This is a genomic window from Pseudomonas sp. E141 (genome assembly GCF_052659885.1).
Map to the genome: position 1 here is coordinate 255,974 of NZ_CP084024.1, position 22,867 is coordinate 278,840.

Genomic DNA, 22,867 nt, shown 5'->3' on the forward strand with positions numbered 1-22,867 from the left:
GAGACCCCATGGCCACTCCCAGCGCTAGCTCTTATAACGCAGACGCCATCGAAGTCCTCTCGGGCCTCGACCCGGTGCGCAAGCGCCCCGGCATGTACACCGACACCAGTCGGCCGAACCACCTTGCCCAGGAAGTCATCGACAACAGCGTCGACGAGGCCTTGGCCGGGCACGCCCGTTCGGTGCAGGTCATCCTGCACGCCGACCATTCGCTGGAAGTCAGCGACGACGGTCGCGGCATGCCGGTGGACATTCACCCTGAAGAAGGCGTGTCCGGCGTCGAGTTGATCCTCACCAAGCTCCACGCGGGCGGCAAGTTTTCCAACAAGAACTACCAGTTCTCCGGCGGTTTGCACGGGGTGGGTATTTCCGTGGTCAACGCCTTGTCGACCCTGGTCCGCGTGCGGGTCAAGCGTGACGGCAACGAGTACCAGATGACGTTCGCCGATGGCTACAAGGCCACCGAACTGGAAGTGGTCGGCACAGTCGGCAAGCGCAACACCGGGACCAGCGTGTATTTTGCGCCGGACCCGAAGTATTTCGATTCGCCTAAATTCTCCGTCACCCGCCTCAAGCACGTGCTCAAGGCCAAGGCCGTGTTGTGTCCGGGGCTGCTGGTCAGTTTCGAAGACAAAGCCACCGGCGAGAAAGTCGAGTGGCATTACGAGGACGGCCTGCGTTCTTACCTGGTGGACGCGGTCAACGGTTTCGAACGCCTGCCGGACGAGCCATTCTGCGGCAGTCTGGCCGGTAACAAGGAAGCGGTGGACTGGGCGCTGTTGTGGCTGCCCGAAGGCGGCGAAAGCGTCCAGGAAAGCTACGTCAACCTGATCCCCACCGCTCAGGGCGGCACCCACGTGAACGGGTTGCGCCAGGGTTTGCTCGACGCCATGCGCGAGTTCTGCGAGTTCCGCAACCTGCTGCCCCGTGGCGTGAAGCTGGCGCCGGAAGACGTCTGGGAGCGCATTGCCTTCGTATTGTCGATGAAGATGCAGGAGCCGCAATTCTCCGGCCAGACCAAAGAGCGTCTGTCGTCCCGCGAAGCGGCGGCGTTTGTTTCCGGGGTGGTCAAGGATGCGTTCAGCCTGTGGCTCAATGCTAACCCGGAAACCGGCTTGGCCCTGGCAGAACTGGCGATCAACAACGCCGGCCGGCGCCTCAAGGCCAGCAAGAAGGTCGAGCGCAAGCGCATCACCCAGGGGCCGGCGTTGCCCGGCAAGCTCGCTGACTGTGCCGGGCAGGACCCGATGCGTTCCGAGCTGTTTTTGGTGGAAGGTGATTCCGCCGGCGGTTCGGCCAAGCAGGCGCGGGACAAAGAGTTCCAGGCGATCCTGCCGTTGCGCGGCAAGATCCTCAACACCTGGGAAGTGGACGGCAGCGAAGTGCTGGCCAGCCAGGAAGTGCATAACATTGCCGTGGCCATCGGTGTCGATCCGGGCGCCGCGGACATGAGCCAACTGCGTTACGGCAAGATCTGCATCCTCGCCGACGCCGACTCCGACGGTCTGCACATCGCCACGTTGCTCTGCGCGTTGTTCGTCCAGCATTTCCGCCCGCTGGTGGACGCCGGTCACGTCTACGTGGCGATGCCGCCGCTGTACCGCATCGACCTGGGCAAAGAGATCTACTACGCCCTGGACGAGGCCGAGCGCGATGGCATTCTTGATCGTTTGGTGGCCGAAAAGAAACGCGGCAAACCGCAGGTCACCCGATTCAAGGGCCTTGGCGAGATGAACCCGCCGCAACTGCGCGAAACCACCATGGATCCGAACACGCGCCGCCTGGTGCAGTTGACCCTGGATGATTTCGAAGCGACCTCGGAAATGATGGACATGCTGCTGGCGAAAAAACGCGCTGGCGATCGCAAGTCCTGGCTCGAATCCAAAGGGGACCTGGCCGAGGTGCTGGCCTGATGCGCAACGGTTTCGCCCTGGCGTTGTTGCTGTGGGCGGGGGTGGTGGTCGCAGGTCCTGCACCGCAGTTGAAGTTGCTGTCCGAGCATGCCGTCGAGGATTTGCGTGGCGGTAACTTGTCCGGGCTGGCCGTGTGCGGGGGTGAAATGTGGACGGTGTCGGATCGCGATGACGATCGGATCTACCGCCTCAAGTCTTCTGATGCGCCGGTCTGGCAGGCAGAAGCCGTTGAAATCGAGGTGCCGCCGGTGCCGGACAGCGGTTTGCCGTGGGGTTTGAGATCGCGGACCTGGGCGGCGTCGTACCTGCGCGGTGGCGAGCTGGATTTCGAAGGCATCAGTTGTGACAGTGCCGGCAATCGCTACGTGGTCAGTGAATCCCATGCCGCGGTGTTGCAGGTGTCGCCGACGGGCGCCGCGTCCTGGTTGAAAATCGGACCGGCGATGATCCGTCAGGCGCGGGCCAGTGGCATGTTGCTGCATTTCAATGCTTTGTTTGAAGGCTTGGCGATCAATCCGGCCGGTGATCAGCTATGGCTGGCCGCTGAGCGGGAGCGTCGCGGGCTGTTGCTGATCAAGCGTCAGCAATCGGTGTGGGAATGTGATGGAAATTGCGTGTTGCTCAGTGAGGCGGGGAAGCAGATGCAGCCGGCGCAGTTTCTCAATGCCCAGGCGGTATCACGGGATTTCGCCGATCTGTCACTGTTCGACGGCAAGCTGTTTACCCTGGAGCGCAACGCTTATCAGATCTGCCGGCGTGACTCGCAAACCGCTCAAGTGGAGCGTTGCTGGTCGTTCGCCGCCGAGGCGTTGCAGGAAAACCGTCGTTATTCACAGAACTACGGCTTGGCCGAAGCGCTGGTGGTGGATGCCGAGGGCGCCTGGGTTGGTCTGGATAACAACGACGGGGCACGGGCCGACGGTGAGCGGCGGCCGATCATCTGGCGCTTTGCCGCGCCGGACGGTGGTTGGGGCGCCACGCCATGAGCCAGCAACCGCCGGGCAAGCGCGCCGGCCGGGTGTTGATGATACTGGCCTGGTGCGCGGCGCTGTTTCTGGCGGCGCGGTTTTTTGCCCAGTGGGAGCAGCGTGCGCAGAATCCCAATACCGAGGTGTATTCGCAAAAGGGTGAAGGTTTTATCGAGGTGAAGCTGGTCAGCAATAAACAGGGGCATTTTGTCGCCAGCGGCCAGATCAACGGCCAACCGGTGGACTTCATGCTCGACACCGGCGCCACGGACGTGGCGATCCCGCAGGAGCTGGCCGCGCGCCTCAAGCTGGAAAAAGGTTTCGGTGTGACGTTGAGCACCGCCAACGGTTTGAGCGAGGGTTATCGCACCCGTATCGACCGTTTGCAATTGGGTGACATCGTATTGCGCGATGTCCGTGCCCTGGTGGCGCCAGGCCTGGGCGGCACGCAAGTGCTGCTGGGCATGAGCGCCCTGAACAAACTTGAATTTACCCAGCGCGGCGGCACCATGTTGCTGCGCCAGACAACGAACTGATGAGGCCCGCATGAGCGACATTCTTGCAGACAGCTTAGACGGCGTAGAGCGCCGGTCGCTGGCTGACTTCACCGAAAATGCCTACCTCAATTACTCCATGTACGTGATCATGGACCGCGCCTTGCCGCACATCGGCGACGGTCTGAAGCCGGTTCAGCGGCGGATCATCTACGCCATGAGTGAGCTGGGGCTGGATGCCGATTCCAAGCACAAGAAGTCGGCGCGTACCGTCGGTGACGTGCTCGGTAAGTTCCATCCTCACGGTGACTCGGCCTGCTACGAAGCCATGGTGCTGATGGCCCAGCCGTTCAGCTACCGCTACACCCTGGTGGACGGCCAGGGGAACTGGGGTGCGCCAGACGATCCCAAGTCTTTTGCTGCCATGCGTTACACCGAGGCACGGCTGTCGCGTTATTCCGAAGTGCTGCTCAGCGAGCTGGGCCAGGGCACTGCGGACTGGGGGCCGAACTTCGACGGTACTCTCGATGAACCCCTGGTGTTGCCAGCGCGTTTGCCGAACATCCTGCTCAATGGCACCACCGGTATCGCCGTGGGCATGGCCACCGATGTGCCGCCCCACAACCTGCGGGAAGTGGCCACCGCGTGCGTGCGCTTGCTGGACGAGCCCAAAGCCACGGTGGAGCAGCTCTGCGAACACATTCAGGGCCCGGACTACCCAACCGAAGCGGAAATCATCACCCCGCGCGCCGACCTGCTGAAGATCTACGAAACCGGTCGCGGTTCGGTGCGTATGCGCGCGGTGTACCACATCGAAGATGGCGACATCATCGTCACCGCCCTGCCGCACCAGGTTTCCGGGGCCAAGGTGCTGGAACAAATTGCCGCGATGATGCAGGCAAAACCGTCGAAAGCACCGCAAGTCGCTGACCTTCGCGACGAATCCGACCACGAGAACCCCTGCCGGATCGTGATTATTCCGGTCAACAGTCGGGTTGATCATGACGCGCTGATGCAGCACCTGTTCGCCAGTACCGATCTTGAGTCCAGCTACCGGGTCAACATCAACATCATCGGTCTGGACGGCAAGCCACAGCTGAAAAACCTGCGGGCGCTGCTGGTTGAATGGCTGGAGTTCCGGGTCAAGACCGTGCGCCGGCGCCTGCAATTTCGCCTGGACAAGGTCGAACGTCGCCTGCACCTGTTGGACGGTTTGCTGATTGCCTACCTCAACCTGGATGAAGTGATTCATATCATCCGTACCGAGGAGCACCCCAAGGCCAGCCTGATCGAGCGTTTCGCCTTGAGCGAAATCCAGGCCGACTACATTCTCGATACCCGCCTGCGGCAACTGGCGCGGCTGGAAGAGATGAAGCTGCGGGCCGAGCAGGATGAACTGCTCAAGGAGCAGGCCAAGCTGCAAGCCTTGCTGGGCAGCGAAGCCAAGCTCAAGAAGCTGGTGCGCACCGAACTGCTCAAGGATGCCGAAACCTATGGCGACGACCGTCGCTCGCCTATCGTCGAGCGCGCCGAAGCCAAGGCGCTGAGTGAGCACGATCTGCTGCCGAACGAGAAAGTGACTGTCGTGCTGTCAGAAAAAGGTTGGGTACGCTCTGCCAAAGGTCATGATATTGACGCGACGGGGCTTTCCTACAAGGCCGGGGATGGCTTCAAGGCCCTGGCGGCCGGGCGTTCCAATCAGTTTGCGGTGTTCGTCGACTCCACCGGACGCAGTTATTCGGTGCCGGCGCATACCCTGCCATCGGCTCGCGGACAGGGCGAGCCACTGACCGGTCGATTAACTCCTCCACCGGGTGCAACTTTTGAATGCGTGCTGATGCCTGATGATGACGGGCTGTACGTTATTGCGTCGGACGCCGGCTACGGGTTTGTCGTCAAGGGTGAGGACCTGCAAGCCAAGAACAAGGCGGGCAAGGCGTTGTTGAGCCTGCCGAATAACGCCAAGGTCATAGCGCCGCGACCTGTGTCCGATCGTGAGAACAACTGGCTGGCTTCGGTGACGACCGAAGGTCGGTTGCTGGTCTTCAAAATCAGTGACTTGCCACAGTTGGGTAAAGGTAAAGGCAACAAGATCATCGGTATTTCCGGCGAACGGGTGGCAAGTCGTGAGGAATATGTCACGGATATTGCAGTGTTGCCGGAAGGCGCCACGCTTGTGCTGCAGGCTGGAAAGCGTACGCTTTCGTTGAAGGCAGACGATCTTGAACACTACAAAGGTGAACGCGGTCGGCGGGGCAACAAGCTTCCGAGAGGGTTTCAGCGGGTCGATGCACTGCTCGTCGAAAACCTCAATTAAGCGTGCTAGAGCGCTCGGTCTGCGATTAAAAGCCGCAGATCGGCACTTTCGCGCTGGAGTCGGAGCGCATATTCACGGATGATAGGCCCTTTCAAGCGCCGGCGTGGCCGAGCGTTCTTCATATTGACCGAGTATTTTTTCACTGTGGTAAGCCTTGTGGCCGCCACCTGGACGGGACGATGACTGCTCTGCGCCTTCCTATTTTGTGGCTCGCCGGCCTGCTTGGCCTGGCGGGCTGTAGCGTCAATCAGCCAGTGTCGCTGTATCAACTCGACAGCGGAAACCCGGCCCAGCCTGCACAAAGCGCAGGCATGGCGGTATTACTGGGCCCGGTATTGATTGCCGATTACCTGCAACGTGAAACCCTATTGCAACGCCAACCGGACGGCAGCCTGCAGGCCGCCACCGACGGTCGTTGGGCCGGCAGCCTGTCGTCGGACATTGACCAGCTGTTGCTGCGTCAGGTCGCCGGGCATCTGGACAGCCAGCGCGTAGTACTCGCGCCGGCCACCCAGGGCTTTACCCCGGATGTTCAGGTCTTGCTGTCGATTACCCGGCTGGATTCGGGCGAATCGCAACCGGCGGTACTGGATGCCCAGTGGCGCCTGATCGATCGTCGCGGAAAGGTTCGCGAGAACCGGATCATTCATCTGCAGGAGCAACATGCCGGCGGTACCGCGGCGCAGGTCCAGGCTCAGGGCGTGCTGCTGCAACGTCTGGCCGAGCAACTGTCCGTGGCGCTCAAGCCTTTGGCCAACCAGCCGCCTGTCGCAGAGGTGCCGCGCAAATCTGCTCCTGCAGCGACCAAAAAGGTCGAGAAGGAAAAGGACAAGATTCCAATGGCCTTGCCGATCCGTACGGACATGGAAGTGTTCAGGTTCTGATGGTTGAACTGGATGCAAAACAAAGCCCGCGTTGATGCGGGCTTTGTTGTTTCTGTGGGGTGCAGTCTCGGGTGTCTATGCCGGCCTCATCGCGAGCAGGCTCGCTCCCACACTGGATCTGTGGCTGGCAGAGGTCCCTGTGGGAGCGAGCTTGCTCGCGATGAGGTAGGCGAAGGCCACAAAAAAGCCCGCAGACAATCATTCATCTGCGGGCTTCGTCATTTCAGGTGTTGAGGCTCAGGCCTGACGCTCATGCATCCGCGCCAGTTGTCGCTCCAGCATCGACGGATAAGGCTCCATCAGTCGCTCGACGCAGCATGCGCCTTCCGGGCTGGCGATAGGGCGGATGCGGGCGCGCTGGCGGATCAGGGCGTCGTCGTTGATCTTGCGCTCCACCAGCAGCAGGTTGCGGCTGTGCTGCGACAGGGCCAGGGCGTCCTGGGCGGTTTCGGTCAGTAGCAGGTCGATCTGGCTCAGGCCGAACAGCCCGTCACCCAAGGTCAGGCCCAACTGCAATTGCAGGGTGATGCCGCTGTCGGCGACTTCGATCTGCAACTGGTGGCCCAGGGCTCGGAGCAACTCACCGCAGCAAATGGCGTTGGTGAGGTAGTCATCACCGCTGTCCTCGGTATGGAACAGCATCAGCGTGCTGCCATCGTTCAGGGTGTGCAGTTGGCCCTGATACAGCGATGCGGCTTGGTCGAGGCAGTCGCGGTAACGCTCAAGCAGTTCCTTCAGGCGCGCCTGGGGCAGCCGGCGCAGTTGGTCCTGGGCGCCCAGTTGCACGGCCAGCACGGCACTGTGCTGGGGCAGGTCCGAGGCGACGGGTCTGGCGACCGATTGCGGCTCATCGGCGATTGAGTCGTCACGCAGGTCGGCGAAAGCATCGTCGTCTTCATCGTCCTCTACCGTGCGGACCACGCGGCGTGGCCCGGGCCTGGAGGCGGGTAGAGGTTGGCTTTCATCGAAGTCCGGGTCCCGCAGGTTACGCACTTCGAAACCTGGTTCGGCTTCGTCGTCGTCACTGTAGTCGATGTCTTCAGGCTCCGGCACGGGGGCAGGTTCCGGGGCGAAGCTGGCGTGCAGTTGCCGAGCCAGATCGCCAATTTCGTCCTGGCGCTGGGTCGCTGGGGTGTGCTCGTCGATATCCCGCAGCCAGACCCGCAGTTGCAGCAGTGGCGTAGAGATGTGCCGTCCCAGGCGCAGGCTCAAGGCCAGCGCCAGCGCGAGCAATATCGCGCTGAGGATGCCCATGCTTTGCAGACTGATGGTCATCGGCTGCTGGAACTGGTCCATGTCCAGGCTGATGCGCAGTTGCCCGGCGGTCACGTCCTGGAAAGTGATCCTGCTCTGGTACATGCCGCCGGATTCGCCCAGCAGGCCCGGCTTGGGACGCTGGCCGGCTTCGGCGAGGATGCGGTTGTCCACGCTATAAATGGCGGCGTGGGCCACCAGTTTGTTTTTGGTGAGGTTGTTGAGCAGCACGTTGAGGCTTAGGATGTCGTTGGACACCAGTAGCTCAGTGGCGGACGTGGCGGTCTGCGTGGTCAGGCTCTCGCCCAGGGCATCGGCCTGCTCGTGCATTGCCTGCTTGAACTGCAGGCCCATCACACAGGCATAGATCACCAGGGCCAGGGCGACCAGGATCACGTTATGGCTGGCAATGCGCAATGCAATCGGCACGCGACGGTGGCGCAGTGCACGGAAGATCAGCAGAAAGAAATTGTCGGTTTTGACTGGCGTGGGCCGGTTCACTGAGCTCGGCTCTTTGTCCGTGAAATTGACGCGCAGTATAGCGACAGGCCCATGACCGGCAAAGCACCGACGGTGCCCGATGGTCACTGAAAGTGGGTAGAATGCGGTTTTTTTCCACCTGCGGGGGTGCGCCTTGCGCGAAATCGTCCTGATAAACATCACTGGCAGTGACCGTCCGGGTCTGACTGCGGCCATTACCGGCGTTCTGGCCCAGGGTGGTGTGAACATTCTCGACATTGGTCAGGCGGTGATTCACGACACACTGTCGTTCGGCATCCTGGTTGAAATCCCGGACGCCGAGCAAAGCAAGTCGGTGCTCAAGGACATCCTGTTCACCGCCTACAAACTCGACCAACAGGTGCGTTTCACCCCGGTGTCCGAAGCCGATTACCAGCATTGGGTCAATGGCCAGGGCAAGAAGCGGCACATCGTGACTCTGTTGACCCGCAAGGTTACCGCCGAGCAATTGCAGCGGGTCAGTTCGATCACTGCCAAATACGACCTGAACATCGACCACATCGACCGTTTGTCCGGGCGCATGCCGCTGGATACGCCGGATGACAAGGGCAAGGGCTGCATCGAATTCTCTGTGCGCGGCGAGCCGGCCGATCCCCAGGCGCTGCGTGCCGAGTTCCTCAGCGTGGCCCAGGAGTTGAATGTCGACATCGCGTTCCAGGAAGACTCGCTGTTCCGCCGCAACCGCCGCCTGGCGGTGTTTGACATGGATTCGACGCTGATTGAAGCCGAAGTCATCGACGAACTGGCCAAGGCCGCCGGCGTGGGCGACAAGGTGTCGGCCATCACTGAGCGAGCCATGGCCGGCGAGTTGGATTTTCGCGCCAGCTTCAAGGAGCGCCTGGCGCTACTCAAGGGGCTGGACGTCAGCGTGCTGGACGCCATCGGCGCTTCCTTGCGCCTGACCGAGGGCGCCGAAACCCTGTTCGCCGAACTCAAGCGCCTGGGCTACAAGACCGCGATCCTGTCGGGTGGCTTCACCTACTTCGCCAAGCAGTTGCAGGCCAAACTCGGCATCGACTACGTGTTTGCCAATGAACTGGAAGTCGTGGATGGCAAGGTCACGGGCGTGGCCGTCGAACCGATCGTCGATGCCCAGCGCAAGGCGGATCTGTTGCGCGAACTGGCCGAGAAGGAAGGCCTGCGCCTGGAACAGACCATCGCCGTGGGCGACGGCGCCAACGATCTGCCAATGCTGGCGATCGCCGGTCTGGGCGTGGCGTTCCGCGCCAAGCCGCTGGTCAAGCAGTCGGCCCGGCAGGCGATCTCAACCCTCGGGTTGGATGGGGTGTTGTATCTGCTGGGCTTCAGGGATCGCGACGGGCAGCTCTGACTCAATCTCCTGTGGCAAGGGGATTTCTGTGGGAGCAAGCTTTGCTCCCACAGAGAGCTTTCTCTTCACAAAGGGTTATGTGTTGGCGGTCTAAAGCGACTTCCACAACGAATCAAAATCCCCTTCATTGTCGTGGTCATCTCCGGTGGTCGCTGAGTCCTCCTGTCGATAAGCAAACTGGTTGAAGCTGTGCGTGCTGGTCACCCGTCGGTCCAGGCTGGCGCGGCGTTCCTGGCCGTTGGTGTTGATCAGCACTTGCTGGCCTTCCTGGAAAGGCAGACGGGGCGCGATCATGGTGGGAGGCAGGTCAATGGCGCTGATCTCAGGCAGCAGCAGCCCTCGCAGGTAGTGACCATGCTCATCCTTCTCTCGTACCAGTTGCAGCCCGCAAGGCTGGGCATGAGGCGCGACCAGCTCGATACCCATTTGCATGGCGCCATTGCGCACTTGCCTGATCCAGCGCACCACGGCGATGCTCCAGGCTTGATCGTTAGTGTCGCGAATGCCGACCATTTCCCCGGCCTGCAGTTGCTCAGGCACCTCCTTCGGCCAGCCGAGGCAGTAACCTCCGGGGCTGTGATTGATGATGGGCAGGTCGTAGGTCGCGAAGTGGTGCTGGTTGTCGGAGCTGGCGCCGTCGTCATCGGCCGGATTGACCGGGTACTCGATTTCTTCATAGGGCAACAGATCACTGTCACCGGTCGCAGCTGCGTCGAAAGCCTGGCTCCAGGTGTCGTTGGTCTTGGTCGGTGTGGCCTCGAACCGGGCCTTGCGCGTTGCAGAGTCCTTGAGGATTTCGCTGAAAGAGCGCTCGCCGCCCAGGTAATAGTGCAAAGCGCTCATGCCCACGCAGAGCGTCAGCGTGCCGTTGCCCTCCGTGCGCTGGAAGCTGCGTTCGACCGCTTCGCCCCAGGCCGCTTGCAGGTGATGCAAGGTGTCGGCGTTCATTGCGCCAGGCACGGGCAAGGTGTGATCGTCGGGTTGTTCCAGATGAGTGGCAATGGCGCGCACCAGCGGCTGCGGATCGAAACCCAGCAGGCTGGGCTGTTGCTCGGCCCTGAACTTGGAGCGATAGCGCGGTCCGATATCCAGTTGCGGTGCAACGGCGAACAGGCTCGTGGCGGTGGTGGCCGGGTCCAGCGTGACCTTCTGACTCCAGGATTCGAGCACCTCGACGAGTCGCGCAATCTGGCCCTGGCGCAGTTGATTGCTGCGTGAGGTGCCCAGCAGCAGGGCGACCACGTAGGTTTGCTCAACATTCAACTGATGCACCTGGCTGGCCAGTTCATCGCTGACGCTGAGGTGTTGCAGCCGATGGTGGCAGGCGATTCGGTACAACTGATGCAAATCGAGCCACAGCCCTTCGGGTACCGGGCTATACAACTGGCTGATACGCAGCAGTGTGCCGTCCAGCGCATGCATCGCGCGTTGCAGCGCGGTGCTCAGCAGCCGGGCGCGGTCCTTGGAGTATTTCGGCGAGATGCGCGCGACGATCTGTTTGTAACCCATGGCCAATTGGGTTTGCAGGGCCTGGCACAGGTTGACGATCTTGCGCGAGCGCTCATCCAGAACGATGGCCTGTTGCAAAAAATGCCGCTCCAGGTGTTTGCAGACGTAATACACCTCGGGCCGCAACAATTCGAGCAGTTGCAGGCGATTCTCGCTGGGGGTGAGCAGTTGGTTGAGTTCGCCGATGGCCTGGTACAACAGGCGTGCGGTTTCGCCGATATTGGCCTTGGGCAGGTTGGCGATCCAGCGCTTGAGGTCGCGCGGCGTGGCGTCGCAGAACGACAGGCGCGACTGGGTCGGTGTCAGAACGCGCGAAAGCTGGAGAGGGCTGGTCTCATTCATGCCGTGGATGGGCTCCGTCGGGAAATGAAAGGGATGTTCCCAACTCTAGCAGCTGTGGCCGAAAGAGCGTGTGGTATCGACGTTCGTTGGGCGCTCATTGCTCGAGGTGCAATCGAAGAGCGGTTGCGCTTCTTCAGCCCCCTTTTTTCGTCTGGTTTTGCAGGCGACCCATTGATTGAGGATCGTACCGCTTCATTTCACCTACGCTCTTAGTGATGTACATGTGGTTGGACGGTACGCTCTTGTTGACGAAAGCACCGGCGCCAATAATGACATTGTCACCCAGCTCGAGATCATCAGAAATAATGCACGCGTGTGCGTGAACCCTTACTCCATCGCCAATGCGCAATGCCGCGAATTCGCGTTGTCCCTTAATGCCAAGTGTGCAGTTTTGCCAGATCCTGAAGTCTTTCCCGATAATGGCATGGGAGGTTATGACTATTCCGTTCGGGTGGGCAATCCAAAGTCCTTCCCCGATGCTGGCTCCCAGCATGATCTCGACGTTGAATTGGCGGCTTATTCGTTCGTTGAGCAGCTTGCCGCGTCGTCTCCAGAATTTACTGTCTTGCTGATGCATGGCATAGGCCAGGCGAAACCAGAACAAATAACGGTATCTGTTGATCTTATGGCACTTCAGGAAAAGCCGTCTCCATTTGAACGGTTTATCCAGGCCACCCAGAATTTCGATGTGCCAGTAACGCTTGGCTGACCGGAAAATATCAATGAGCATGAGCCGCCTCTTTGTGCGGGACAACTGGACGGGTTGTTTGGGAGAGAATTATTCCGATAGGTAACCAGAAGACAATCCAATAGACACCCGGTCTGTTGAATACGGTGTGATAGTCAAACAGGGCGGCGGTAATACCAAATAAGAATAGAGGCAGACCAATCGAACCCATGGGAAGCCTCCAGGCTCTCTTGTCCAGAGAGTATTTGAAGGCGTAAAAAATGGTTAGGAGCATCAGTGCAGCGCCCATGATCCCAAATTCATAAAAGAACTGAAGGAGCAAGTTGTGTGCTTGGTTGAAACATACTGTCCCGGCAATGCAGAAGTCAAAATCACGACCTGCTCCCGCGCCGAATATCCAGAAATCTCCAAAGCGGCTCAGCCAGCCGGCCCATATATCATCCCGCAGGCTGAAGCCACGGCCTTGCTGCTGAATCAGTATGGGCCATAACCATGCCGCGAGAACGATAAAAAATATACCTGCCAGGTACAACCATTTTCTTGATCTGTAATTATGGTGGAAAAGAATGGTGGTGCAGGCGGCCATGCCGTATCCAAGCCAGACAGCTCTGGAGAGGGTGCAAAACAGATACATCGATAAGCCCAGTATGCACACCGAGAATAGAACTCTGGACCACAAACCGAAGGTTTTGGTCAGCAGTAGGTGAAAACCGTAGATACCAAAAAAACCAAAGTAAAGAGCGGCAATGATGGGGTTCTTGAAATTCGCGTAATCGCCATAACCCAGGCTAAATATTCGCTTGCCACTGAACAGGATGTTCTGCCCGTGTTGCACGGAGTGGATCAGCAAGCCAGCAATGGCAAAGAGTCCCGCCACTACAAAGGTAAGGGTGAGGCATTTTTCAAGTAGTCCCTCCCTGTTCAATATATGGATTGCACCCAAGTACAGGGTAATATACAACACGGTTTTGAATTGTATAAAAGCAGGTGTCGCTGCGTTGGGGTTCAGCAATGCCATTAGCATAGAAAAGGCAAGCAGTAGAAGAATGGGTCGATATCGTTTTTGGGTAAGGCTTCTGCGCAGGTCTGTGTCGCCAATACATAAAATCAACGCAGGCAGGAAAAGACCAAGATTGGATATGGTCGTGTAAGTACTGCCGTCAACGATGAAGAGTAACCCGGTTAGGTGTGTAGTGAATCCGATCGTTAAAATGAACAATGTGTATCTTAAAACAGCCGAACTCTTCATGCCTGTTTTCCAGGGGTAATAGATAATAGCTTCGTCAGATTCTTTCGGAGCAGTGGAAGTCTCGCTTGAGAGATGGCGGCTCAATCCAGTCGAGCCGCCTCCCTTTAATCAAGCTGAGGCAGTGCCAACCCCTGGCCCATCTGCACCGGCGAACCGGCCACCAGGTCTTCGACCCATTGCACCTGGTTCGGGCCGAACAGCACGATGGCGGTCGATCCCAGTTTGAAGCGGCCCAGCTCGGCGCCTTTCTCCAGGTGGATCGGCGCCCGGGCGGCTTCGTCGTAACGGAAGGTTTTCAGTTCGCGCTTGGGTGGCGTCACCAGGCCGGCCCAGACGGTTTCGATGGACGCAACGATCATCGCGCCCACCAGCACCACGGCCATCGGCCCGCGCTCGGTGTCGAAAATGCACGCCACGCGCTCGTTACGGGCGAACAGTTCCGGAACGTTTTCGGCGGTGGTCTGGTTCACCGAGAAAATCCGTCCCGGGATGTAGACCATTTCCCGCAGGGTGCCGGCCAGTGGCATGTGCACGCGGTGATAGTCCTTGGGCGACAGGTAGATGGTGGCGAAATCGCCGCCCATGAACGGCGCTGCGTTGGCTGCATCGCCGCCCAGCAGTTCCAGCACGCTGAAGCTGTGGCCCTTGGCCTGGAATACCCGGCCGTGCTCGATGGGACCGAGTTGGCTGACGGCACCGTCGGCGGGGCTGAGGATCGCTCCCGGAGTCTGGTCCAGCGGGCGGGCGCCTTCTTTCAGCGCTCGGGTGAAGAACGCATTGAAGTGCTCGTAGGCCGTAAGGTCTTCGACCAGCGCCTGGGACATGTCCACCTGATAACGTTTGGCGAACCATTGGGTGAAGGCGTTCTTGAACCAGCGCACGCGGCATTCGGCAATGCAGCCGGCCAGCCGAGACAGCAGGTGGTGGGGTAGCAGGTATTGGCTGAGGATGAACAAGCGGTTTTTCATTAACTGTCCTTAAGAACCTTCAGAGCTCGATGGGGGTATCAGGGTGGTTGCCCCATTCGCCCCAGGAGCCGGCATAGCCTTTGACTCGCGGATAACCGAGCGCCTTGGCCACCAGATAGGTGAAGCCAGAGCGGTGGTGGGTCTGGCAATGGGTGATGATTTCTTTGTCAGGCGTGATGCCCAACTGTTCGAGGATCTGCGGCATGTCGCTGCGGATGCGCAGGTTGCGTGCCTGATCCATGCCGGCGGTCCATTCGAAGTTGATCGCGCCGGGAATATGTCCGCCCCTGGCTGCGACGACTTTCTCGCCGGAATATTCCAGCGGCCCGCGTGCGTCCCAGATCGCCAGGTCAGCGGCACCGAGGCGGCTTTGCAGGTATTCGCGGGTGGCGGTGGGTCCATCGTGCAGGGTCAGGCTCACCGGGCCTGTGGCGGGCGGCGGCACTTCAGTGGACACCGGCAGGCCTTCGTCCAGCCACGACAGCAAACCACCGTCGAGGTAGTGGTAGTTCGAATGGCCGATCACATCCAGCAGCCAGATAAAGCGCCCGGCCCAGCCACCGCCTTCATCGTCATAGACCACGTAGACCGCATTCGGGTTGTGCCCCAGTTCGCCGAACAGCGTCTCGAGGTCAGCTTTTGCTGGCAACAGGCCTGGTGCCGGGGGCTGGCCCAGTTGGGTGCGCTTGGGGTCGACGAAGCGTGCGCCAGGGATGTGCCCGGTGCTATAGCGGGCGGCGCTGGTCAGGTCCACCAGAATCAGTTCGCGGGCGTCGAGGCGCGACAGCAGGTCGCTCGGCTCGATTACCAGCGGCAAGCCAGAGAAGTCAGGCATGTGAGGTCTCCAGGGGCGCAAAGGGAAAAGATTGTATCAAGATCAGCGACCGCGGTTGGTAAAGCTGTGCAAGGCGCGTTCGATACACTGCACGGTTTTGCCGAAGGCTTGCACCGTCACGTCCGAGAAGGGCCCGCCGCCCTGGTCCACCGCCACCAGCATGATCACCCGGCTGTTGCAGGTCAGTGAACGCAACAGCAGGTGTTCGCCGCGAAACAGGCTGCGCAGGCCCGGCGGCAGCAACGCCGAAAACTGAGCGTTGTTGTCCGGGTTCAGGCGAACCTGGGCCTGCTGGGCCTGCAACCGTTGCAACACTTTGCTTTGGCTGATGGAAAAACTCATGGCCGCCGCTTCTTTGGGCAGGCCGGCGATCTGATGCACGCGCAAGCTGGTCTGGCTGCGGTCGGCCATAAGAATCATCACTCGCCGCATGCCGCATGCCACCAAGGCGTCCCGTGCCGAGGTGGTCAGGTGCATGGCGTTGCTGAACGGGCTCGGTTCCAGCAGCAATTCGGCGCATTGCTTGCGCCACTGGGTCAGGTCTTCGGCGCTGGGCGGGGCGGCCGGCAGCAGCCCCGGGTGGACGCGTCGGCTGCCCCAGGGCCAGATCAACGCCACAGCCGGATGCCAGAGGTCCGGCATGGTGTTGTGGCGGGCACTGATGACGGCTTGCTGGTGCAATTGCTGCTGGACGTCATCCATGGACATCTGCAGATACAAACTTGTCAGATATTGCCAGCGGGTGCTGTGAGGGCCGTCCCACGCCTGTTGCGCTGAAAGGGCCAGGCCGTTGGCTAGCAGCACGGTGTTGGCTGGCTGATTGAGCCAGCGCCGCAGGGTCGGGTCATCGTCCAGGCGATTCTGCTGGCGCAGCGGGTGTTCACTGTCCCGGGCGATGCGCAGCACTTTCACCAGCTCGCGGCGTTCGTTGAGCAGCAGGCGGTAGCCCTGCGCCACCCAGGCCGGCAGGCGCCAGGTCTCCACCAGCGCCAGGCAGATTTTCAGCAGGCTGACGCCGAACAGCTCGCGCTCCACTTTGCTCGCTGACTGGCCTTTATGGACAACCCGCAATTCCCACTCGCCCAGCAATCCCGGATGAGTCAGGGCCAGCGGCCAGAGCGGTGACAGAAACAGCAGGCTGCCCCAGTGGATGTCTTGCCACAGCCGCGCCAGGCGACTGGCAAAAAAACCATTGGCCTGTTGCGTTGCGTGCTGGCTGATCAATTGCAGTTGGCGCAGCGCGAGGGGGATTTGCTGTTCCGGCAACGAGGGCAGGCGGGCGAGCAGTTCTTCGGTGCGCTTGAGGCCGAGGCGGTTGATGGCCACTTCGAGATTTTCTGCCGGTTCGGCAAAGTTGCCATGGGTGTGATGGTTGGCTTCACGAATGACGCTCAGCGCCAGGGCGGGGCTGTCCTGGATCAGCTCGGCAATGTCGCGCAGTGAGCGGCGGCTGTCGGCAATGGCTTTGCAGACCAGGTCATGACTGGCCTGCGGCACTGGCAGATGGACGCCCTCGAGCAGCTTCACCCAGCCTTCGAGCGTGGTCGGTCGTGGAGTTGGAACCTTCGTTTCATTAGCCATGGCTGGACGCGATCATCATAGGGAGTATCTACGCCCGGAACGGGGCAAATTGGCTTTTCGCCTGAACTGGCTATAGTCTGGCGCAGTTTTGCCGATAAGTAGAAGAAGAGATTTTTCAGCTTCCGAATATGACCTTGAACCCGACTTAAATAAGTACTTTCTATCTATGGCTAAAATTATCGGCATCATTGTCGTGTTCGCGAGCGTTCTGGGCGGATACGTGCTCTCCCATGGCAAGATTGCCGCCCTGATCCAGCCCTTTGAGGTTCTGATCATCGGCGGCGCGGCCCTTGGCGCATTCCTGCAGGCCAACCCCGGCTACATGACGATGCACGTGCTCAAAAAGTCCTTGAGCATGTTCGGCTCGCGTTTCAGCCACACTTTCTACCTTGAGGTGCTGGGGCTGATCTACGAGATCCTCAACAAGAGCCGCCGCGAAGGCATGATGGCGATCGAAGGGGATATCGAAGACGCAGCGTCCAGCCCGATCTTCGCCAAGTACCCCACGGTGCTCAAGGATGAGCGCATGACGGCGTTCGTCTGTGATTACCTGCGCATCATGTCGTCCGGCAACATGGCTCCCCATGAGCTCGAAGGTCTGTTCGACATGGAACTGTACAGCCTCAAGGAAGACCTGGAGCACCCGTCTCACGCGGTCAACGGCATCGCCGACGGCATGCCGGGTTTCGGTATCGTCGCGGCGGTATTGGGCATCGTGGTGACCATGGCCTCCCTGGGCGAAGGCGACCAGGCATCTATCGGCCTGCACGTAGGTGCGGCACTGGTAGGTACCTTCTTCGGTATTCTCGCCGCGTATGGCTTCTTTGGCCCGTTGGCCCATTCCCTGGCCCACGACGCCAAGGAAGAACTCAATGTCTACGAAGCCATCAAGGCATCGCTCGTGGCCTCGGCTTCGGGCATGCCTCCATCGCTGGCTGTGGAGTTCGGTCGCAAGGTCCTGTACCCGGCGCACCGTCCAAGCTTCGCCGAGTTAGAACAAGCGGTTCGCGGTCGCTAAGATGGAAAACAACCAGCCGATCATTATCAAGCGCGTCAAGCGCATAGCCGGCGGGCATCACGGGGGCGCCTGGAAAATCGCCTTCGCCGACTTCGCGACGGCGATGATGGCGTTCTTTCTGGTGCTGTGGCTGCTGTCCACCGCGACTCCAGAGCAGAAAATCGCCATCGCCGGTTACTTCAAGGACCCGGTGGGTTTTTCCGAAAGCGGCACGCCGTACATCATCGACCTGGGCGGCTCGCCGGTCCTGGCGCCGGAAAACACCCTCAACCCTGAAGTCGAATCCCAGCCTCAGCCCGACAAGGCGACGGTAGACGCCAATGACGCCGAAGGCATGGCCGAGGAGGTCGAGCGCGAGCGTCTGGAGTTGTTGCTGCAAGAGTTGCAGAACAAAGTCGAAGAGAACCCAGAGCTGCAGAAGTTCAAGGATCAGATCCTGTTCGAAATCACGCCGAACGGCTTGCGCATCCAGATCATGGACGCCGAGAATCGTCCGATGTTCGACTCTGGCAGCGCGCGCCTGAAACCTTATTTCGAAGATATTCTGCTGGCCATGGCCGACACCATCAAAGCGGTGCCGAACAAGATCAGCATCAGTGGCCATACCGATGCCAAGCCCTTCATCGGCAAAGGCGATTTCGGTAACTGGGAACTCTCCGCCAATCGCGCCAACGCGGCTCGTCGGGCCCTGGTGGCCGGCAGTTATCCGGACGAGCAGGTGGCGCGGGTGGTCGGTTATGCCTCCTCGGCGCTGTTCGACCGCAAAGACCCGTTCAACCCGGTCAACCGGCGGATCGATATCGTGGTGTTGACCAAGAAGGCCCAGAAAGCCATCGAAGGTTCGCAAACCGATGACCCGGCGCCGGACCCGGCCCAGGGCGATGGCGCGCCGGGTGAAGTGCCGGTTACGCCCGGCGCGGCGGCGGATCCGAACGCATTGCCGGCGGACCAGCAGCCTGTTCCCGCCCATGAGGTACGTGAGCGTCTGAATCTGTTCGATGATCTCGCGCCGAAACCGGCCGAGCCGCCTGCGCAGTGACCTGACTGGCGAGCGCAACCTGTGGCGAGGGGATTTATCCCCGTTGGGCTGCGAAGCAGCCCCTCTTTTTTCATCTGATATTCGGGGTTGAATAAAAAGGAGGGGCGCTTCGCGCCCCAGCGGGGATAAATCCCCTCGCCACAACTGTGTCCGGCTTGCCTTCCTTTCAGATCAGTAACTGCTTTCCGGCAAGCTGGCGATGATCGAGCGATAGCTGTTCATCCGTTGCTGTTGCACACGACCGTCTTCCAGCGCCTTGAGCAGGGCGCAACCGGGTTCGCGGTCGTGCTTGCAGTCGCGGAAACGGCAGGTGCCGATCAGGTCGTTGAACTCGATGAACCCCGCTTCCACATCGGCTCGGCTGACGTGACCCAGGCCAAACTCGCGGATGCCCGGCGAGTCGATCAGCTCACCGCCGCCGGGGAAGTGGAACAACCGCGCAGTGGTGGTGGTGTGAGTGCCCTGGCCGGACAGCTCGGACAACGGCCCGACGCGCGTCTCGACTTCCGGCAGCAGGCTGTTGACCAGCGACGACTTGCCGACACCGGACTGGCCGACAAACACGCTGATGCGCCCGTCCAGTTGTTCCTGCAATTTCTCCATGCCATCGCCGTGGTGAGCCGAAACTTCCAGCACCGGGTAGCCCAAGTGCCGATAGACCGAGAGCAGTGCGTTCAGCGCCGGGGCGTTGTGTTCATCGATCAGGTCGAATTTGTTGAGCAGCAACAAGGGGCGGATGCCGGCGTGTTCGGCCGCGACCAGATAGCGGTCGATCAGGTTGGCGTGGGGCTCGGGCAGCGGGGCGAAGACGATGACGATCATGTCGACGTTGGCCGCCACCGGCTTGAGCTGGCCTCGGCTGTCCGGACGGCACAGTTCGGTGTGGCGCGGCAGTTGAGCCACGATCACGCCGATGCCTTGGTTGCCGGCACGCCAGACCACCTGATCGCCGGTGACCAGGGCCGGCAGGTTGGCTCGCAGGTGGCAGCGGAATACCTGGCCGGCCAATTCGCCTTCACGGGCCTCGACCTCGACCTGTACACCGAAGTGCGCGATCACCAGACCGGTCTGTTCAGGGCCCAGGTCGCCGCCCTCCAGCGCTTGTACCGCGCTGGATTCGCGTTTGGCGGCGCGGGCGGCGCGCTCGCCCTGAATCTTTTCGATGCGCCAGTTTTGACGACGATTGAGTTGGCGTTTGGCCATGGGTGTTCCGTACGAAGAATGCAGCGATTAGGTAAAAACGGCCGCGAGTTTAGCACGCTCAAGGCCCAGCCTCGGGTTTGAACGAAAAGTCGCCGAGCAGCGAGCAGGCAGGGCGAAAACAGGCGAGGAAGCAGCGTTGACTGGTGGTCAATGAGCATTCCGAGGCTGTTTTCAACGCAGCATGATCGTCGCGCAGGCACTTTTCGTTCAAAGCCTAAGCTAAACTGCGCAGCTACGCCGAGGAGCTCCCCCATGCAGAACCCGCAGAACCTGATCTGGATCGACCTGGAAATGACCGGTCTGAACCCGGACACCGACGTCATCATCGAAATGGCCACCATCGTCACCGACAGTGATCTCAACACCCTGGCCGAAGGCCCTGTGATCGCGATCCATCACAGCGACGAGGTCCTGGCGGGTATGGACGAATGGAACACTCGCCAGCACGGCGGCTCAGGCCTGACCCAACGGGTGCGCGAGAGCAAAATCAGCATGGCTGAGGCCGAAGCCCAAACCATCGCCTTTCTTGAGCAGTGGGTGCCCAAGGGCAAGTCACCGATCTGTGGCAACAGCATCTGCCAGGATCGTCGCTTTCTCTATACCCATATGAAATCCCTGGAAAGCTACTTTCACTACCGCAACCTGGACGTCTCCACCCTCAAGGAACTGGCCGCCCGCTGGGCACCTGAGGTGCGTGACAGCTTCCAGAAGGGCGGCAGCCACCTGGCCCTGGACGATATCCGCGAGTCCATCGCCGAGCTGCAGCACTACCGTAAGCACTTCATCAAGTTCTAAGTCGGCTCCTCGGCTGTTGTGCGAGCACGCTTTTGTGGCGAGGGAGCTTGCTCCCGCTGGCCTGCGAAGCAGGCCCAACAGCTTCAGGTAGATCGAGTTGTCCGGTTTGGCGACTGCTGCGCAGCCGAGCGGGAGCAAGCTCCCTCGCCACAGGGGTAGTTTGAACGGGCGGCATGGCGCTCAGGCAGAAGACGGTGTCGCGCCCTCTTTTGGTGCCTGCCCAAACTGGCTAGACTGCGCGCCTTCCTGCAAGGACCGCCATCATGTTGCTGATGCTTTACCTGATCGCCATCACCGCCGAAGCCATGACTGGGGCTTTGTCTGCCGGGCGTCGTGGCATGGACTGGTTTGGCGTGGTGCTGATCGCCTGCGTCACCGCGTTGGGTGGCGGCTCGGTGCGCGATGTGCTGCTCGGTCATTACCCGCTCACCTGGGTCAGGCACCCGGAATATCTGGTGCTGACCACCGCGGCGGCGATGCTGACGGTGATCCTGGCGCGCTGGATGCGCCATTTGCGCTCGTTATTCCTGGTGCTCGACGCCGTGGGCCTGGTGGCGTTCACCCTGATCGGCTGCATGACCGCCCTGGAAATGGGCCATGGCATGTTGGTGGCTTCGGTCAGTGGCGTGATTACCGGCGTTTTCGGTGGCATCCTGCGTGACATTTTTTGTAACGATATCCCGCTGATCTTCCGTCGCGAGCTCTATGCCAGCGTTTCGTTTGCCGCGGCGTGGTGCTACATGCTGTGTGTCTATCTGCAGTTGCCGAGCGAGCAGGCGATCCTCATCACCTTGTTCGGCGGTTTCCTGTTGCGGCTCCTGGCGATCCGCTTTCACTGGGAAATGCCGAAGTTCGTCTACAACGACGAGGTCTGACGCTCGGCGTGTTGGCGCAACGCCCACTCCACATGCTCGCGCACCAGTTCCGATGGGTAATCGCGCCGCGCTTCAAGCGCTTGCATGACCGGGATGGTTGAAGGTGCATTTCCCAGCCCCACCGCCAGGTTGCGCAACCAGCGTTCGTACCCGGCGCGGCGCAGGGGCGAGCCCTCGGTACTGCTGAGGAATTTTTCCTCGTCCCACATGAACAACTCGGCCAACCCGGCATTGTCCAGGTTGTGTCGCGGTTTGAAGTCGCTTTCTCCGGACGGTCGGGCGAAGCGGTTCCACGGGCAGACGATCTGGCAGTCATCGCAACCGAACACCCGGTTGCCGATCAATGGCCGCAGTTCCTCGGGGATGGCGCTTTTGAGTTCGATGGTGAGGTAGGAAATGCACCGTCGCGCATCCAGGACGTAGGGGCCGACGAAGGCATTCGTAGGGCAGATGTCCAGGCATGCGGTGCATTTTCCGCAGTGTTCGCTGGCGTGGGGCGGGTCAACCGGCAGCGGCAGGTCGACAAACAGCTCGCTCAAGAAGAAGTAGCTGCCGGCCTTGCGGTTCAGTACCAGGGTGTTTTTACCGATCCAGCCCAGCCCTGCCTGCTCGGCGATGGCTTTTTCCAGCACCGGTGCGCTGTCAACGAAGGCCCGATAACCGAAGGGGCCAATGACCGCCTGAATTTTTTCTGCCAGATGCTGCACGCGTTTACGGATCAATTTGTGGTAATCGCGGCCCAATGCATAACGCGAGACGTAGGCTTTTTCCGGTTGGCCGAGCATCTGCGCCATTTGCGTGTCGCCCGGCAGGTAGTCCATGCGCAGGGAAACCACACGCAATGTGCCCGGCACCAGTTCCTCGGGGTGCGAGCGTTTGCTGCCGTGGGCGCCCATGTAGTCCATCTCGCCGTGATAGCCCGCGTCGAGCCAGCGCTGCAAATGTTGCTCATGCTCGGCAAGGTCCAGGCCGCTGATGCCGACTTGCTGGAAACCCAGCTCGCGGCCCCAGTCCTTGATGGATTGGGCGAGGGCGGGGAGGTCTGTGGGAATGACGGGCATGAGGCGAGAGAAACCGGAGCTGAGA

General features: G+C 60.5%; 19 protein-coding genes. 10 read left to right on the plus strand and 9 right to left on the minus strand.

Annotation, left to right across the window (positions count from 1 at the left end):
- The first annotated feature begins 8 nt into the window (after positions 1 to 8).
- From parE to GKKCFE_RS01095, 5 genes are all read left to right on the plus strand, one after another.
- Complete coding sequence (gene parE, locus GKKCFE_RS01075; protein WP_047227288.1) at positions 9 to 1,913, plus strand: DNA topoisomerase IV subunit B; 1,905 nt, start codon at positions 9 to 11, stop codon at positions 1,911 to 1,913.
- On the plus strand, positions 1,913 to 2,899 hold the full coding sequence (locus GKKCFE_RS01080; RefSeq protein WP_445577390.1) for an esterase-like activity of phytase family protein: 987 nt from the start codon (positions 1,913 to 1,915) through the stop codon (positions 2,897 to 2,899). Before parE ends, GKKCFE_RS01080 begins: the two co-directional genes overlap by 1 nt.
- Entirely contained in the window at positions 2,896 to 3,417 is a 522-nt protein-coding gene (locus GKKCFE_RS01085) for a retropepsin-like aspartic protease family protein (protein ID WP_445577391.1), read from the plus strand. Before GKKCFE_RS01080 ends, GKKCFE_RS01085 begins: the two co-directional genes overlap by 4 nt.
- 10 nt (positions 3,418 to 3,427) lie before the next feature.
- Positions 3,428 to 5,692, plus strand: a complete 2,265-nt coding sequence (gene parC / locus GKKCFE_RS01090; protein WP_047227291.1) for a DNA topoisomerase IV subunit A — start codon at positions 3,428 to 3,430, stop codon at positions 5,690 to 5,692.
- Positions 5,693 to 5,871: 179 nt separating this feature from the next.
- Positions 5,872 to 6,576 carry a PqiC family protein gene (locus tag GKKCFE_RS01095; protein WP_047227292.1) on the plus strand — a complete coding sequence of 235 codons (705 nt, stop codon included), beginning with the start codon at positions 5,872 to 5,874 and terminating at the stop codon, positions 6,574 to 6,576.
- Positions 6,577 to 6,813: 237 nt separating this feature from the next.
- On the opposite strand, the gene GKKCFE_RS01100 is transcribed toward GKKCFE_RS01095, so the two are convergent.
- Entirely contained in the window at positions 6,814 to 8,331 is a 1,518-nt protein-coding gene (locus GKKCFE_RS01100; RefSeq protein WP_047227293.1) for an AhpA/YtjB family protein, read from the minus strand.
- A 133-nt stretch (positions 8,332 to 8,464) separates the two neighbouring features.
- Between GKKCFE_RS01100 and serB the strand changes: the two genes are divergently transcribed.
- Positions 8,465 to 9,679, plus strand: coding sequence for a phosphoserine phosphatase SerB (serB, locus tag GKKCFE_RS01105; protein ID WP_316912520.1), 1,215 nt, complete (start codon positions 8,465 to 8,467; stop codon positions 9,677 to 9,679).
- A 90-nt stretch (positions 9,680 to 9,769) separates the two neighbouring features.
- Here the strand turns inward: serB and GKKCFE_RS01110 are convergent, their stop codons facing one another.
- The 6 genes from GKKCFE_RS01110 to GKKCFE_RS01135 all read right to left on the minus strand — a co-directional run bounded on the left by GKKCFE_RS01110 (position 9,770) and on the right by GKKCFE_RS01135 (position 16,851).
- Entirely contained in the window at positions 9,770 to 11,530 is a 1,761-nt protein-coding gene (locus GKKCFE_RS01110; protein ID WP_445577392.1) for a molecular chaperone, read from the minus strand.
- 133 nt (positions 11,531 to 11,663) lie between these two features.
- Positions 11,664 to 12,260, minus strand: a complete 597-nt coding sequence (locus GKKCFE_RS01115; protein WP_139048569.1) for a serine acetyltransferase — start codon at positions 12,258 to 12,260, stop codon at positions 11,664 to 11,666.
- The gene (locus tag GKKCFE_RS01120) at positions 12,250 to 13,467 is read right to left on the minus strand and encodes an O-antigen ligase family protein (RefSeq protein ID WP_445577393.1); all 1,218 of its coding nucleotides are present in this window, start codon (positions 13,465 to 13,467) and stop codon (positions 12,250 to 12,252) included. Before GKKCFE_RS01120 ends, GKKCFE_RS01115 begins: the two co-directional genes overlap by 11 nt.
- A 104-nt stretch (positions 13,468 to 13,571) precedes the next feature.
- Positions 13,572 to 14,435 carry an archaetidylserine decarboxylase gene (asd, locus tag GKKCFE_RS01125; protein WP_439125447.1) on the minus strand — a complete coding sequence of 288 codons (864 nt, stop codon included), beginning with the start codon at positions 14,433 to 14,435 and terminating at the stop codon, positions 13,572 to 13,574.
- Between the two features lie 19 nt (positions 14,436 to 14,454).
- A complete protein-coding gene (locus GKKCFE_RS01130; RefSeq protein WP_445577394.1) occupies positions 14,455 to 15,270 on the minus strand; it encodes a rhodanese-like domain-containing protein in 816 nt (271 codons plus the stop codon).
- A gap of 42 nt (positions 15,271 to 15,312) precedes the next feature.
- Entirely contained in the window at positions 15,313 to 16,851 is a 1,539-nt protein-coding gene (locus GKKCFE_RS01135) for an HDOD domain-containing protein (RefSeq protein ID WP_445577395.1), read from the minus strand.
- 166 nt (positions 16,852 to 17,017) lie between these two features.
- Here GKKCFE_RS01135 and motA point away from each other — a divergent pair, with 166 nt between their 5' ends.
- Together motA and motB are read left to right on the plus strand one after the other, a co-directional pair.
- Positions 17,018 to 17,869, plus strand: a complete 852-nt coding sequence (gene motA / locus GKKCFE_RS01140; RefSeq protein ID WP_139048564.1) for a flagellar motor stator protein MotA — start codon at positions 17,018 to 17,020, stop codon at positions 17,867 to 17,869.
- A 1-nt stretch (position 17,870) separates the two neighbouring features.
- The gene (motB, locus tag GKKCFE_RS01145) at positions 17,871 to 18,908 is read left to right on the plus strand and encodes a flagellar motor protein MotB (protein WP_339491637.1); all 1,038 of its coding nucleotides are present in this window, start codon (positions 17,871 to 17,873) and stop codon (positions 18,906 to 18,908) included.
- 171 nt (positions 18,909 to 19,079) lie between these two features.
- On the opposite strand, the gene rsgA is transcribed toward motB, so the two are convergent.
- Entirely contained in the window at positions 19,080 to 20,111 is a 1,032-nt protein-coding gene (gene rsgA, locus GKKCFE_RS01150; RefSeq protein ID WP_047227301.1) for a small ribosomal subunit biogenesis GTPase RsgA, read from the minus strand.
- 252 nt (positions 20,112 to 20,363) lie between these two features.
- Between rsgA and orn the strand changes: the two genes are divergently transcribed.
- Both orn and GKKCFE_RS01160 read left to right on the plus strand, forming a co-directional pair.
- The gene (orn, locus tag GKKCFE_RS01155) at positions 20,364 to 20,906 is read left to right on the plus strand and encodes an oligoribonuclease (RefSeq protein ID WP_047227302.1); all 543 of its coding nucleotides are present in this window, start codon (positions 20,364 to 20,366) and stop codon (positions 20,904 to 20,906) included.
- A 260-nt stretch (positions 20,907 to 21,166) separates the two neighbouring features.
- Complete coding sequence (locus tag GKKCFE_RS01160) at positions 21,167 to 21,781, plus strand: trimeric intracellular cation channel family protein (RefSeq protein ID WP_171061284.1); 615 nt, start codon at positions 21,167 to 21,169, stop codon at positions 21,779 to 21,781.
- Here the strand turns inward: GKKCFE_RS01160 and queG are convergent.
- Positions 21,763 to 22,842: a tRNA epoxyqueuosine(34) reductase QueG gene (gene queG, locus GKKCFE_RS01165; RefSeq protein ID WP_445577396.1), complete on the minus strand. Its 1,080-nt coding sequence runs from the start codon at positions 22,840 to 22,842 to the stop codon at positions 21,763 to 21,765. The two genes, GKKCFE_RS01160 and queG, sit on opposite strands and share 19 nt — an antisense overlap.
- Between the last annotated feature and the right edge of the window lie 25 nt (positions 22,843 to 22,867).